At 40.7% G+C, this 15,887-nt stretch carries 13 protein-coding genes; all 13 read left to right on the forward strand.

Going from position 1 to position 15,887, the window contains the following annotated elements; genetic code table 11:
• The first annotated feature begins 64 nt into the window (after nt 1-64).
• On the forward strand, nt 65-1,615 hold the full coding sequence (locus tag AC787_RS23555; protein ID WP_054027413.1) for a response regulator transcription factor: 1,551 nt from the start codon (nt 65-67) through the stop codon (nt 1,613-1,615).
• A complete protein-coding gene (locus tag AC787_RS23560) occupies nt 1,612-3,309 on the forward strand; it encodes a sensor histidine kinase (RefSeq protein WP_054027414.1) in 1,698 nt (565 codons plus the stop codon). Before AC787_RS23555 ends, AC787_RS23560 begins: the two co-directional genes overlap by 4 nt.
• A gap of 188 nt (nt 3,310-3,497) precedes the next feature.
• On the forward strand, nt 3,498-4,394 hold the full coding sequence (locus AC787_RS23565) for an ABC transporter permease (protein ID WP_054027415.1): 897 nt from the start codon (nt 3,498-3,500) through the stop codon (nt 4,392-4,394).
• A 25-nt stretch (nt 4,395-4,419) separates the two neighbouring features.
• Entirely contained in the window at nt 4,420-5,295 is an 876-nt protein-coding gene (locus tag AC787_RS23570; RefSeq protein WP_054027416.1) for a carbohydrate ABC transporter permease, read from the forward strand.
• Between the two features lie 63 nt (nt 5,296-5,358).
• The gene (locus AC787_RS23575) at nt 5,359-6,963 is read left to right on the forward strand and encodes an extracellular solute-binding protein (protein WP_152970739.1); all 1,605 of its coding nucleotides are present in this window, start codon (nt 5,359-5,361) and stop codon (nt 6,961-6,963) included.
• A gap of 84 nt (nt 6,964-7,047) precedes the next feature.
• Complete coding sequence (locus AC787_RS23580; RefSeq protein ID WP_054027418.1) at nt 7,048-7,410, forward strand: cupin domain-containing protein; 363 nt, start codon at nt 7,048-7,050, stop codon at nt 7,408-7,410.
• Nucleotides 7,411-7,512: 102 nt separating this feature from the next.
• A complete protein-coding gene (locus AC787_RS23585) occupies nt 7,513-7,764 on the forward strand; it encodes a hypothetical protein (RefSeq protein ID WP_054027419.1) in 252 nt (83 codons plus the stop codon).
• A gap of 8 nt (nt 7,765-7,772) precedes the next feature.
• Nucleotides 7,773-8,513, forward strand: coding sequence for a Gfo/Idh/MocA family protein (locus tag AC787_RS23590; RefSeq protein WP_054027420.1), 741 nt, complete (start codon nt 7,773-7,775; stop codon nt 8,511-8,513).
• Between the two features lie 62 nt (nt 8,514-8,575).
• Entirely contained in the window at nt 8,576-9,556 is a 981-nt protein-coding gene (locus AC787_RS23595) for a Gfo/Idh/MocA family protein (protein WP_054027421.1), read from the forward strand.
• A 43-nt stretch (nt 9,557-9,599) separates the two neighbouring features.
• The gene (locus AC787_RS23600; protein WP_054027422.1) at nt 9,600-11,396 is read left to right on the forward strand and encodes a glycoside hydrolase family 36 protein; all 1,797 of its coding nucleotides are present in this window, start codon (nt 9,600-9,602) and stop codon (nt 11,394-11,396) included.
• 707 nt (nt 11,397-12,103) lie between these two features.
• Nucleotides 12,104-12,685, forward strand: coding sequence for a helix-turn-helix domain-containing protein (locus AC787_RS23605; RefSeq protein ID WP_053344573.1), 582 nt, complete (start codon nt 12,104-12,106; stop codon nt 12,683-12,685).
• A 40-nt stretch (nt 12,686-12,725) separates the two neighbouring features.
• Nucleotides 12,726-13,847 (forward strand): ethanolamine utilization protein EutH, encoded by a 1,122-nt coding sequence (eutH, locus tag AC787_RS23610; RefSeq protein ID WP_054027423.1) that lies wholly within the window; start codon nt 12,726-12,728, stop codon nt 13,845-13,847.
• A complete protein-coding gene (locus AC787_RS23615; protein ID WP_054027424.1) occupies nt 13,831-15,609 on the forward strand; it encodes an aminopeptidase P family protein in 1,779 nt (592 codons plus the stop codon). Before eutH ends, AC787_RS23615 begins: the two co-directional genes overlap by 17 nt.
• Nucleotides 15,610-15,887: the final 278 nt, after the last annotated feature.

Below are 15,887 nucleotides of genomic sequence, written 5' to 3' on the forward strand. Positions count from 1 at the left end.
GCGCAGTAGACAACTTGATGATGAAGGATTTAACCATTTGATCGCCGACATGAGGAGGATTCCAATGTTTAACGTGTTGATCGTGGACGACGAAAAATTTGAACGTGACGGTATCAAATATTTGCTCTCCAACTACAACTTTAATGTAAGCGTTGCCGAAGCTCATAATGGCAAGGAGGCGCTTGATTATCTTCTTCATCATGAAGTAGATGTTCTGATAACAGATATTAGAATGCCGATCATGGATGGAATAGGTTTGGTGAATTCGCTTAGAAAGCATGACCAGTCGTTGAAAATCGTCATTTCCAGTGCATACGGCGAATTCGAATATGCGAAGAAAGCCATCGAGCTTGGCGTAGAGCATTATATATTAAAACCTGTCGACATCGAAGAATTTATCGACGTCATTCGAAAAGTGTTCAGCTCGTGCGAAGCAGGAAGAATGGAGAACGAAAAAAGAGAGAAACTGTTGGCGGGTTATAATCGAAGCATCAAATACGAAAAGGAAAAAATAATGCTGGATCTCATCCAGGGGGCAAGCGCCGACGTACCGATGATGACAAGGATGCAGCAATCCGATTTCGATTACCAATATAAATGTTTCCAGTTGATATTGATCCAAATGAACTTCAAAATATTTGATTCAATGGCATATCGGTTGGAGATTGATTTACGCACCATGATTCAAACTCCGTATGACTTTGTCAATCTGAACGAATATCAAAGTGTGATCTTGTTAAAATCACACCATATGCTCGCATATTCCGAATTGCTGGAGATTGGTAACCGAATGCAGCAGTTTTTTACTAGTAAAGACCTGATTGCCGCGTGGATCGTATTCGGCAGATCGGTGAACAAAATCGAGGATCTTCATGATATATATGCGGATATGGAAACGATGCTTGATTACCACCTCTTTGGTCATGAAAAAGGGAGTTTATTATTTGTGGATCAGTTCTATGATAAGGAAGAGCATTCTACCTCCATCTTGAACCGGGATCTGGAGGAAATAAAGGGCATGGTCCGATTTCGGAATCTCAAAGAAGGGAAGCGGCGAATCTCCTTGTTCTTTGATGAACTTCAGGAAAGCAATCATTTTTCCAGCATTTATGTCAAGCATCTGTGCGTGGAGATTATAAAAGAAATTTGCTTAATCTACCCCATACACGCTCATAAATTTCAAAGTGTCATTCGAGACGTGTATTTAATTAGGACGCCCGCCGATATCAAGAAGATTCTATACGCTTTGCTAGATAATGAAGATACCAATACGACTAGCGACAATATCGACCAGAATCGTAAAGTGATTAAGGAAGTCGTAGACCTTATCGCCAAACAGTACAATCAGGAAATTAGCTTGGATACGATCGCTTCCGGTGTTCATTTATCCCCAAGTTATTTAAGTCATCTGTTCAAGAAAGAAACAGGTGAAAATATAGTCAAATATATTACAAGCATAAGGCTTAGGAAAGCAAGCGATTACTTGAGGAATACGAATATGAAGATCGTCGACATCAGCAAGGAAGTGGGATTCTCCAATGTGCCTTACTTCTACACCATATTCAAGAACTATTACGGTCTTACCCCAGCAAAGTATAGGGAGAGAGTTGAATGAAGCGGGCCCGCCGGATTCATGCAGTTCAATTCACTTCTATTAGGCAAAAGCTATTATTATCTTATATATTACTAATCGTGATCCCAATTGTAGTATTGGGCTGGTATTCATATTATCAGTCCAAGTTATTGCTCCAGAAGCAGGTCTTACAGGGAATACGAGAGACGATTCAAACGATTTCTGACAATATGGACTATAAGGCGGATCAATATAACCGGATTATGGATTCCATTGTGTACAATACTGGCATCCTCAAAATATTTAATAACGATTATACTGACGTATCCAATTTATCTAATGATTTAAGAAGCTACCTGGATCCTACGTTCAATACGATTAAGGGATTGAACAAGGAAATTATACAGCTTACCGTTTACACGCAAAATAAACTGCCGGAATACGGCGATTTCATTCAAAACAGCAGCCGTGTCGCGGAAACGAGTTGGTACCAGAGAGCTTCGACCAATGTCAATACGGAATGGTATTGGGAAGATGGAAACTTGATCGTAGCCAGGAAAATACCAGACATTTTCCAACTCCGGGATCCGAGCACCGTCTCTATGAATCTTACTTATAGCAAAATGTTCGAAGGTTTGCAGGGCGAAGAAATGAACAATTTCGGCATCGTCGTAAGAGATAAGAATTCCAAAGTTGTTTACAGCAATTCTGCCTATCTAAAACTAAGCCCTCTTTTGGATGCTATGGGCAAATCCTCCAAGATCGGAAATCATTACTTCATTATCGAGGAGCATATTCAGCATACGAACTGGTCATTATCGTATTATATTCCTCTTAATGAGGTATCTATTAATGCAACGAGCATCATTAAAGCTACAGTCATTATCGTGCTCGTATGTTTTTCAGTTCTCTTACTGATGATTTGGATGTTTTCCAACAGGTTAACTAGACCGATCAAACGGTTGATCAGTAAAATGGAACTGATCGAGAACGGGAATTTGAATGTCGTTGTCTCTTCCAATTCGAGTGACGAATTCGGAATGCTGACCAACCGATTCGGACAAATGTTACAAAAAATTAACGAGTTGATTCAGGTCGGTTATCAGAATAAGATCGATCAACAGAAAGCGGAATTTAAGGCTCTTCAATCCCAGATAAATCCTCACTTTCTCTATAATACGCTGTCTGCGATTAAGTGGAAGTCCGTTCAGGCTGGACAGGATGAGATCAGCAAAATCGTCACCTCACTCTCAAAGTTTTATCGAACGGCATTGAACAAAGGGAATAATATCATTCCCATACGTGAAGAAGTCATCAATATGAAATCCTATATGGAGATCATGCTGATTTTGAGGGAAAGTAGCTTCGATGTTAATTACGACTTTGATGAAGACATATTTCGTTATGTGACTATTAATTTGATTTTGCAGCCCATAGTAGAAAATTGTATCCAGCATGGGATCAGCAACAAAACGGATGGGAGGGGAAAGATCACTGTAATAGGACGAAGCGGTGACGGGTATATTGAGTTCACAGTAGCGGATAACGGAGTTGGCATGACGGAGGAGAAAGCCCGTGAAGTGTTGTCACGGGAATCCCAAGGCTACGGGCTGAAAAATGTAAATGACCGATTGAAATTATTTTTCGGTGAGGAGTATGGGATAACTATTGAAAGCGGTCTGGGGAAAGGAACTGTTATGGCCGTTCGCTTTCCGAAAGGAGCGGAGCCATTGTAGGGCATGTGAAACGAACATGACTGTCTGAAAACACGTATACCCGGGCCGTCATAGGGAGATTCGTGTTTTTTGTTTTCGATCGGGAAAAGCTGATAATTTATTGAAGTATATCAAAAGAATCCGAAATTGTTGGTGAGAACGGAAGCTCCTATAATAAATACAAGGAGGTGAATGTTCTGGAGATTCGTATGAGGGGGTTCAAGAAGTATAAAGTGCTATATGTGATGATGCTGCCCGCAATAGCGTACTACATTGTTTTCCATTATGTTCCAATGTATGGTGCCGTATTAGCCTTTAAGGATTTTCAGCTTATGAAGGGGATTTGGAACAGCCCTTGGATTGGAATGTACAATTTTATGTATGCGTTTTCAGACCCTGTTTTTTTACAGGTTTTGAAAAATACGATTATCATCAGCTTGTACAAATTAATATTCGGCTTCCCGGTTCCGATCATATTTGCCCTGCTGTTAAATGAAATAACCAGTGAAAAGTTTAAAAAAATAGCTCAAACGATATCTTATTTGCCACATTTTATTTCGTGGGTAGTGATGGCGGGCATCTTCATGAGCATCCTATCAATCGACGGCTTAGTTAATTCCATTGTCAAACTGTTAGGGATGGACCCTGTCTTATTTATGGGAAATGAAAAGTATTTCCGACTTATTCTCGTATTGACGGACATTTATAAAAGCTTCGGTTGGGGAGCGATCGTTTATTTCGCCGCCATATCTGGCATTAACGGCGAAATATATGAAGCGGCTATTATCGACGGGGCAAGTAGATTTCAAAGGGTCATTAACATTACGATCCCTATGCTCGTTCCAGTAATGGCCATCCTGTTAATTTTGTCGATGGCGGGAATTCTAGATGCCGGATTCGATCAAATTTTTAATATGTATAGTGTTAACGTATATCGAGTATCGGACATTATTGATACGTATGTGTACAGAAAAGGCATGATAGAGATGGAATATGGCTATGCAACGGCGGTAGGTTTATTCAAATCGGTCATTGCCTTAGTCATGATTGTAACGGTTAACTGGATCATCAAGACTGCAGGTGGAAAGGAGCATTCATTATGGTAAAACCGGCATCTTGCGGAGGGGCTATATGAAGAAAACGAAAAGTGAAAAAGGGTTTGATGTCCTGCTGTATATGCTCGTAACAGGGATTCTATTCATTACTTTGCTGCCGTTTTGGAATCAGCTAGTTATCTCCTTATCTTCGGGCAAGGGAGCTTATTCATCCGGACTGATGTTGGTTCCTCAGAATTTTTCTTTAGCCGCTTATAAGCTTGCTTTGGAATTCACAGGCTTGTGGGTCGGTTATGGGAATACGCTGGTGCGGACAGTGTTGGGAGTTACCTTAAGCCTCACGTTTACTTCGATGCTGGCTTATCCTCTTTCCAAGTTGGATTTGCCGCTTAACAGAACGATCACGTTGTTCATCTTGTTTACAATGGTCTTTAGCGGTGGATTAATTCCTACATTTCTACTAATCAAAAATTTAGGTCTGTTGGATATGATATGGGCGTTGGTGCTGCCGTCACTAGTCGGTACGTACAACGTTCTAATCATGAGGAATTTTTTTCGGTCGTTGCCGGAAAGTCTGGAAGAGTCAGCGAAGATGGATGGCGCGGGTTATTTTACGATTTTTTGCAGGATTACAATTCCCTTATCGAAGCCTGTTTTGGCAACGATTGCGCTATGGGTGGCGGTTTACCATTGGAATGCATGGTTTGACGCAATGATTTATATTAAGGATCCTGGAAAGGACGTGCTGCAAATCGTGCTTCGTAAAATCGTGATCGAGAACAACCTCGACTCGATGCAGGCTTTAATCAACAGGACGGATACGACGAAGCATTTGGGCAGAGAGCTGTATGCGACTATCGTGATCTTGTCGATATTGCCTATGCTGGTCATTTATCCGTTCGTGCAAAAATTTTTCGTTCGGGGTATTATGCTGGGTGCTGTTAAAGGCTAATCAGTTGTAGAAGAAGGGGGAGCCGTACCAATAAATACAGTAAATAAAAGGGGTGTGATTCAATTGAAGAAGAAAGCATTGGCAGGCGGTATTATAGCAGTTGCACTTGTGGTCCTAACCTCATGCGCCGGTCAGGACAATCCAAGATCCAAAGGAGAGGAGACGACGGCGTCTGGTGTTTCTAGTAAGGAAGAACGCCTCAAGCTGACATTCCTAACCTGGGACGGCGCCAAAATGACGGATCAACCTTACGCAGTTAAAGCGATGCAGGACAAGTTTAACGTAGACATTACCTTTCAGCCGGAAAAGGGGGAAACGTATCAGCAGCAGCTGCTTTTGGACATCGCTTCGGGAAAGATGCCCGATTATTGGGTGGATTTGAAAATGCCCGAATATGATAAATTTGTCGCACAGGGTATTCCGGCCGAGCTTTCAGAGGATTTCATCAAGCAGAACGCTCCTAATTATTATAACTGGCTGGTCAAAAATTCGGATCAAGAAGATCCGTTCATCTATCAACGCCGAGACGGCAAAATTTACTCTTTACCGATTATTTGGACACTCGGCAGCGATGGTACGGTAGTTGGCATCCGAAACGATTGGTTGAAAAATGTAGGGATCACCAAAGTGCCGGAAACTCTCGGCGAGCTGGAAGAAGCGTTAATCAAATTCAGAAACGATGACCCCGATAAGAACGGAAAGAAAGATACGTACGGAATGGTTGCAAAAGCCGAGCTGCAGCCTGGGGTGGTGCCATTCTCGGATATGTTCACTTCGATCTTCGCCGCTTTCGGCGTGTATCCTGGAGCATTTACTGAAGAAAACGGGGTAATTGTCAAAGGAGAGATTCAGCCTGGAGCCAAGGATGCTTTGACCGTACTAAATAAATGGTATAAACAGGACCTTATCGATCTTGAGTTTGCCATTAACAAAAAAACGAACATAGAAGATAAAATCATTTCTGAGAAATTTGGCGTCGTTGAAAGTAACTGGTGGAACTTCCTCCCCGCAAGGGCGTTCTCCGGAGGCAAATACTATGAGAAAATTCCCGGCGTAGATTGGGCGCTCTTTGCCGGACCAAAAGGTCCCAATGGTGATTACGGAGCAATACAGAGAAATCCGGTAGGCAATTCTGGTCAACAGTTCGCCAAAAGATTGGAAAAAGATCAAGAGAAACTGAAAAAGTACCTTGAAGTTATGGATGCCTACAACTTTAACAAGGATGTTCGTGCCTCGGTCATTTATGGTGAGGATGGAACAACGTATAACATTACGTCAGAGGGTGACTATCAATTTATTCCGCCTTATGACGAAGAAAGCGAACGAATCAAGTTTGGAATCGGACCGCAATATCCGTTTATGGGCAGCTTTAATGATTATGAATTCCAGACTCCATTCATGACCGATGCGAAATATAGGGATTTGAGGAAAAAGGTCGAGCATATCGGCAAAGGAAAATATGATATTCTGGAGCCCGTATCTAGACCCCTGTATAACGAGTATAAAGATCGTCTCGATCAATTTGCTGTCAAAGCCTTCATTGACTTCATTACCGGGAAACGACCGATCAGCGAGTTTTATGGGTTCGTTACAGAATGGAAGGCAATGGGCGGAGATCAAGTGATGAAGGAAGCTAAGCAAAAATATGACGAATTGTTCAAGAAGTAACTGCAACTCATTCGGGCTTAGGCTGTGTTGTCGGCCTTAAGCCCGACTAGATGGCAAAATAAAAGAAAAAAGGAATGATTTCAAATGAGAACTTATCGTTTACAGCAGTTGGCCGATGTTACGGAAGGACATATTTTGAAAGACATTATGCCAGGGGATTACATCTCTTACGGCGGACTTGCCTTCGAGAAGCCGGGTGCGCGCGCTCATACGAACGACGGTCCAGGCGGTATCGACTATCATGTGCACGAGGATTGTGAAGCTTTCCTTATTCTGCAGGGCAAAGGTGAGGTTGAAATCAACAAAGAACACATGTACCCAGTAAAAACGGGAGATGTCGTCATTATTGAACCGGGAGAGGACCATCATCTCATTTCAAGCATGGAAGATCCTATTGTCGTCGTCTGGTGCCATGCGGGACCTTCCCGAAACAAAAATCAAATGTAAAGCAGAGAAGATTAACATTAAGGCGGTCGGGAACAAAAGAAGGCTTGTTCTACTTTGAAAACTTACGGAATCGGGACTAATTTAATATAGGAGAGGGTATGGTTGAAAAAGACAAAGGTTATTCAAATAGGCACCGGATTGCACGGATTAGAATGGATTAAAGCGATAATAGCGATGGAGGATAAAGTGGAGTTTGCTGCTATTGCCGATATGAGCACGGATAATCTGGAAAAGGCAAAGGAGCTTTTGGATGGCAGGCCCGTTCCGGCATTTACCGATTACAAGCAGGCACTACAGGAAACCGACGCAAATATCGCGTTGTTGATTACCCCCCTGGCACTCACAAAAAGCTAATGGAGGAAATGCTGGAGGCGGGTCTTCATATCATTTTGGAAAAGCCTATTTCATTGGATTGGGATGAATCTGTAGAGATGGCAGCACTGGCCGCACAAAGCGACCGCTATGTGATGATCAGCCAAAATTACCGTTGGAATCCTGCCGTTTTGGCAGTGAAAAATGCGGTAGAGGCAAACGTCGTCGGTCCTATAGAAGCCATTGAATGGAGCTTTGCACGCAATCATACATCTACGAGCTCCTTTGTAGCATGGCGCAAAGAATTGGAAGAAATGTTTTTAAAAGAAATGTGCGTCCATCATTTCGATCTAATGAGATATATATTGAACAGTAATACAGTCTCCGTATATGCACAAAGCCATAATCCTTCTTGGAGTTGGCTGGATAGCAATGGAAGCGTTTCAGTAATTCTTGGTTTCGAATCGGGTGTGCATGTCCACTACTACAGTAGCTTTGTCAATCGGGGGACGGATACCCCTTGGATCGGCAATTTTCGGTTGGTTGGCAATGATGGAGCAATCGAGGTATACAATGACTCACCTTGCATTGTGAGATTGGACGGTTCTAGAGAGGATATTCCACTTCCAAGCATGGCATATACAGGACTAAAGCATTCATTGTTCCATATGATGGAGTCGATCCGGGACGGTCGTAAGCCGTTAACCCACATAGGTGATAATCTCCGAAGCTGGGAAGTCGTGTGTAGAGCTGTAGAATCGATTAGGGAACAACGAATGATCAAGTTTTAATCCTGAGAGCAAAAGTTAAACAGCAGAATATAAGGATAAAAAGCGAAGAGAGGATGAGCAATATGAAGGCAGTTCTGGTCGGATTAGGAAACTTCGGTTCAGGGTGGTACAAGAGATTAAGGCGCCATGCTGGCGTGGAGGAAGTATGCGTTGTTGAAGCGAACGTTCAGCTGCGCGAAACGATTGATCCGGAAACCCCATTTTATTCGTCTTTGGAAGATGCGATCATCAGCGAGCGCCCCGATTTCGTCATAAATGTTACGCCTCCCCATATTCATACTACGATTAATGAGATCGCATTTGCGCATGGTCTGCCAGTTCTTTGCGAGAAGCCGATTTCGAACGATATTACGGATGCGCAATATATTGTCGGCCAAGCCGAACTGAAAAGCATCCCGTTCATGATTTCAGAGAATTACCGTTTTTTTGCTCCGGTTCTGAAGGCGAAGGAGCTTTTAGACAGTGGCGTTATCGGGCATTTGTCATCTGTGCATATCGAATTCGACCGCTATCATGTCGTACCCGTTCCTTATTTTGGTCGGCTTGAAAACGGACTGCTGGAAGATGTAACGATTCATCATTTCGATATGATCCGATATTTTACCGGCCAGGAAGCGGTGAAAGTGTTCGCGATGAACAGCAATCCGCCTGGCAGCTGGACGGAAACGACGACAGTCCACCTAAGTGCTTGGATGGAGCTAGACGGCGGGACGGTCGTGGATTATCACGGCAACATGATGGCCAAAGGAAAACTGACCGAATGGTATGGAGATTGGCGTTTCGAAGGAGCGGATGGCGCGATTTTGGTGACGAGCAACCGAGTGCAGCTTATAAAGGAAGGGATGGCCGATGAAGAATACACCTTTGCCGGGGTAGGAAACATGCTGTCGATCGATGAATTTCTAACTGCGTTGCAGGAAAAGCGGGAGCCAAGACCAAACGGAAGAGATTATTTGAAGTCACAATGCTTGGTGCATGCTGCAGCCGTATCGTCGAGAATGGGTAAAAAGCTTTCCGTGGAAGAAGCACTGAGAGAGGTGTGACGACGATTTCGAATTGTGAATTATTTGAAGAGAGAGGTTCAATATGCTGAATTTGGAAGATATGAAAAATATCAACTCTAGTGTTAGACTTACCGATTGCACAACAGCTAGTGACCGTGAGGTTATCGTAGAGAAATCATGGGAGAATAATCTCTTAAACGCTAAAGTTGTGAATCGGTCCGATCATTCACTGCGGATTAGAGAGGTCGTACTTTTTTCTGGGGATATGTCTCTTGCACCCGATACTCCATTTTACGGTGAAGGCTTTCAAATGCTTACCCAATACAGTGGCACTCTTTCTTTGCCCTATGTGATCGGGGCTTACGGAAAAGATCGTGACTTCTTCCGAGTCCCCGAAACTCCGTTTCATGAGAACTTATGGACGGTATACAACCTGATGGCCTTGTCTCCCAGTCATGAGGAGCACTTACTGATGGCGTTTACTTCATGCAATCGCTTTTCCGGCGAGTTTCGATTCAGAAATTCCTATATCGAAGTGATTATGGATACAGAAGATTTAGAGCTGGGGCCTGGCCAGTCGTGGGAATTGGAACAATTCATGTTTTCTTCCGGAGCGAACCGCGATCTGCTCTTTCAAGAATTGGCTGAATGCCTCAATCGGAACCACCCGCGAATGCTTTACCCTGAAATTCCTACGGGATGGTGTTCCTATTATTGCCTTCGCCCGATAACTGCAGAGGGGCTCTACGAGAATGCGCGCAGCATGGTCCAGCGAATACCTGAACTGAAGCGAATTCAAATTGATGGGGGCTATGCAGCAGCCGACGGAGACTTCCTAATTCCGAGTGTTACGCTTGGGGCAGACATCAAAACGATTAGTGAAGGTATCCGGGCAACCGAGATTGAAGCTGCAGGTTACATTTCTCCCTTTATTGTAGAACCGGGGTCGAAGCTGATGCTTGAGCATCCGGATTGGCTGGTTCAAGATCAGGAAGGCAAACCGTTCAATGGAATCGGTCAAAAAAAGAAGCTGCCGGAAAAGCAATGGTATATGCTTGACGGAACGCATCCTGAAGCCCAAAACTATTTGAAGTCAGCTGTCAGGGTTATGCATGATGAATGGGGTTGGCGGTATTTTAAGCTGGATTTTCTGCAATACGGTGCCTTGCCAGGATACCGTCACGACAAACAAGCAACTAGAATCGAAGCATTTCGCAGTGGAATGAAAGCGATTGTCGATGAAGTCGGGCACGACAGCTTTATTCTTGGGTGCAATGCTCCTTTCTGGCCGCTTCTTGGTTTAGTTCATGGGAACCGGGTGACCAATGATATTGCAAGGGACTGGAAACATGTCAGTGGCAATGCGAAGGAGCTATTTCCCCGAAACTGGCAAAACGACACCTTGTGGTATAACGACCCGGATGTCATAGTCCTTGAAAGAGTAACGTTTAATAATCAGACGATTAGCGGCGAAGTTATTGAGAAAAAATCGGATATTTCGGATCAAGAGTTCGAATTTCATAAAGCCGTTATCTTAGCATCCGGAGGGATGATCCTAAGCGGAGACTTAATTCCATCTTTGTCCGAGCAAAATGTTCGGGTATTGCAAAAGCTCTTGCCTCCAACCGGCAAAGCCGCCTACTTTGACGATGATACTTATACGATTGGACGAATTAAATTGGAGGATCGATATCTCATTTGCGTCTTCAATATTGACGACCAGCCTAAAGATATCGAGATAAGTTTGGATGGGAGCTATCGGGTTTACGATTTTTGGACGGACGAGGAAGTCGGGTACTACACGAACGCGATGAAACTTAACGGCCTAGAACCTCATTGTGCCAAGGTATTATATTATGAGGTACACAAGAACACATAAATGGACATAAAGGCTTCGAGAGTCCGCATGACAAACACGGTTGTATGGTGTTAGTTCGGTCGCGGATTGAGAAGCGGGCGCTGATGAAGCTTTATCATGAGTTTTATAAGGCGAAGAGATGACGGGTCATTATTAATATTGTTCGAATAAGTTCTTTTGTAGATTCAATGGCCATGTCTTCATGACGTGGCTTTTTTTATTCCTGTGATTTTTTCAAATCTGTTGGTTGATAAAAATTGTAAATCACCAAAGGTTGGATTTGTTTAGGGCAACCAGAGCCAATCGTATGCCTTATTAGAAGTTTCAAAACTTGATCAAAGCTTGAAAATTTTTCCTCATTTTAATATAGATCTGTACCTAAAAAACATGACCTAACCAGAAGACTGAGGTTGGTTAATCAAATTGTAGGCAGACTGTATCTTTACTCTCCTTCGAGTTATTGGCGCTTTAGTTGAGTAAGGCACTATAAGATAGCTCTTTTTCGTATTTTATTATTTAATAATCTAGGCGCATAGATCTAATAGAGATCTAATAGATCAAGCGTCTTTTTTGTGCCAGATTGTGTAATTCTACGGACTGTTCTTGAGAGAATAGATGATTACGTTAATTTAATGATTTTCATATCCATGAAATTATTTCATGATATATTGCTAAATACTCTAAATTATATTATATTATTCACAATAATGAAAATACGGGGTGAATTTATGAATATAGGAATGGAAATAAAGAAATTGAGGACTGAAAAAGGAATTACTTTGAAAGAGTTAAGTGAAAAAAGCGAACTATCTGTTGGATTTCTGTCTCAATTAGAAAGGGGGCTTACTACCATAGCTGTTGATTCACTTGAAAAACTAGCTGATATTTTGGAAGTACATTTAACACATTTTTTTGATTATCCACTAAAAAGGAAAGATATGGTTTTAAGAAGTTATGAACAAGAATTAATGGATTCAGTAGAAGGTGGTTTTATTAAGTATAGTTTAAGTACAAACTTAGAAAATAAACAACTTTTTCCAAGGCTTATAGAAATTCTTCCACAAAAGAAAGATGAAGAAATATTATCCTATAAGCATAAGGGAGAAGAGTTCATTTATGTTTTAGAGGGTATATTAACAGTTTACATAAATGGTAAGAGGCATGAAGTATATCCTGGTGACAGTGTTCATATGGACTCAAATATTGCCCACAATTGGGCTAATTATACGAACAAAAAGGTCAAGCTTATAGCTGTTAATACGCCTAATTATATCTACAATAGTGGGTTTTATACTACAGATGCTGATTAGTAAAGACATTATATAAAATAAACAGAAAGTGATCATAACAATGGAAAAATTTGTATTATATCTAATCGGTTCTTTTTTTGTAATCGGAGCTATTGATTATATTACCGGAAATCATTTGAAACTGGGTGGGAAATTTGAGGAAGGCATAAAGACCATGGGAGCTTTAGGGCTTGGCATGATAGGAATACTTTCTTTAGCCCCTATACTTACAAATTTTTTATCCGCTGAGATTATTCCAATCTTTAGAGTTTTTCATCTAGATCCTTCTATTGTTCCTGCAGCATTTTTAGCTGTAGATATGGGGGGCTATCAAATGGCAAATGAGCTAGCATTGACAGAGGAAATGGGGGCATTCTCAGGAATTATCATCGCATCTACATTAGGAGCCACAATTAGTTTTTCAATACCTGTCGCGTTAGGGATGCTTTCTAAAGAGGATGAAAAATATTTTTCTATGGGTGTGTTGGTTGGAATTATTACTATACCAATAGGATGTCTTGCAGCAGGCCTTTGGCAAAAAATAAATATCAATATATTAGTATGGAATCTGGTACCTATATTTGTTTTTGCCATTATTTTAGGAGCAGGATTATTAAAAGCTCCTCATGTTTTTATAAAAGTTTTTAATGTATTTGGAAAGCTTATAATGAGTTTGAGTACTGTTGGATTACTTTTACAAGGTATAGATGTGATATTTGGTGTAAGGCTTGTCTCAGAATTAGCACCACTATCTGAATCTACTGTAATAGTAGGCAAGATCGCATTTGTTTTAGGTGGAGCATATCCTATGCTAGCACTTATCAATCGAATTTTTAAAAATAGTTTTAAAGAAATAGGGGAGAAATTTGGAATTAATTCAGTGTCAGTAGCAGGCATTCTAGGAAGTTTGGCTAGTAATCTGTTGATATTTGGAACATTTAAGGAAATGAATCCTAAAGGAAAAGTGGTATGTACTGCCTTTGGAATAAGTGGAGCATTTGTATTTGGAGGTCAATTTGGATTTGTGTCAGGAGTAGCCCCAGAAATGTTAGGAGCGTTTATCATATCAAAACTTACAGCCGGAATAATTAGTATAGTACTAGCTGCATGGCTATATGATCGTGAAAATAAAGAATTTAGTCTTAAGGAAAATGGAGGTATTAGTAATGAATATCAGGGATAGGATCGAAAAGTTAAGACAGCTAATGAAAGAAAATCAAATGGATGCTTATATAATTCCCAGTTTCGATGCACATCAGAGTGAATATGTAGCAGAACATTGGAAATGTAGACAATGGATATCAGGATTTACAGGGTCTGCAGGTACTGTAGTTATTACATTAGAGGATGCTGGGTTATGGACAGATGGTAGATACTATATTCAAGCAGAAAAGCAGCTTGAGGGCTCAGGAATCAGATTATTTAGAATGGTGGATCCAGGGGTACCATTTTATTCAGAATGGCTAGCAGATGTTCTTAATGAAGGAAGCATTGTGGGCTTTGATGGAAATGTTTTTTCAATTAATATGGTTAAAAAGATGGAAAAAGATCTAAAAGCAAAGAGAATCGTATTAAAAATGAATCAAGATTTAATTGGTGATCTGTGGGAAGATAGACCAGAGATTCCTAAAGGACCAATTTTTACTCATGACGTAAAATATGCAGGCAAATCACAAGTAGAAAAATTAAATGAAGTAAGAAAAGAAATGAAAAATATAGGAGCAAATTATTATATCTTAACTTCCCTTGATGACATTGCATGGCTTTTGAATATAAGAGGGGCCGATGTGCCTAACAATCCAGTTGTAATAGCTAATGTAATCGTAGCAGAACATGAATGTTATTTATTTATTGATTCTTGCAAGGTTTCCCCTTTGGTTAAATTAGAACTGGAGGCTGAAGGAATCGAGTTAAAAGCGAATCATGAAATACAAACTTTCTTAGGAAATCTTTCAAGCGGAGATACTATTATTTTAGATACGAATAAAACAAATAGCAGATTATATAATGCCATTAACAGTATTACAAAGAAAATTGAAAGTCCTGACATCACGACTAATTTAAAAGCGATTAAAAATGAAGTTGAGATAAAAAATGTAAAATGGTGTGAAATAAAAGATGGTTTAGCCATGGTGAAATTTATAAAATGGCTAAAAAACGTTGTAGACAAAGAAGAAATTACAGAGATTACTGCAGAAGAAAGATTAGAAGATTTCAGAAGGGCGCAGGAAGGATATGTTGGACCTAGCTTTGATACGATAGCAGGTTATAGAGAACATGCTGCGATGATGCATTATAAAGCCAATAAAGAAACGCAATTTACTCTTAAGAATGAAGGACTTTTTTTAATTGATTCAGGCGGACAGTATTATGATGGAACAACAGATATTACACGAACGATTGTTTTAGGAAAACTTACCGATGAACAAAAAAGAGATTTTACTTTGGTGTTAAAAGGATTTATTGCATTAAGCTCAGTAAAATATTTATACGGAGCTACAGGCTCTAACTTAGATGTTTTAGCAAGGCAACCAATATGGCAGTATGGTTTAGACTATAAATGCGGGACAGGACATGGGGTAGGTTTTTTCTTGAATGTTCATGAAGGACCACAAAGCATAAGGAATAATAATAATGTTACATTAGAAAAAGGCATGATTATTACGAATGAACCGGGAATATACCTCGAAGGTAAATATGGAATTAGAATTGAAAATATGATGTTAGTAGTTGAAGACGAGAAAACAGAGTTTGGTCAATTTATGAAGTTTGAAACAATTACGTATTGCCCAATTGATTTAGCCGGTATCAATAAAGATATGTTAACAGAGAGTGAAAAGCAATGGTTAAACAATTATCATCAAGAGGTATATACGAAGCTAGCTCCTTATTTAAATAAAGAAGAGAGCGGATGGCTAAGGGAAGAAACTAGGGAAATTAAGTAGCATGAGCACATCAAGCCCGCATTCAATTGAATGCAGGCTTGATGTGTTCTAGTGCAGGGAGAGCCTCGAATGGGGAGATGTCCCTCTCTTACATATCTGAATACATAGAATCTTACGTTTTAGCAAGCCATATTCATGGCTTTTGGGACACCTCTTTTTGTCTATGAGTCAGCGATTGATTAACATTCAGATTTATCAGATTTTTCAAATTTTTAGTCATCACCATATTGACTCTCGAATAAAAGCGTATTAAAATGAAGTTGGAAAGCGTTTGGCGC

This window comes from Bacillus sp. FJAT-28004 (assembly GCF_001280845.1).
Taxonomy (GTDB): Bacteria; Bacillota; Bacilli; order Paenibacillales; family Paenibacillaceae; genus Pristimantibacillus.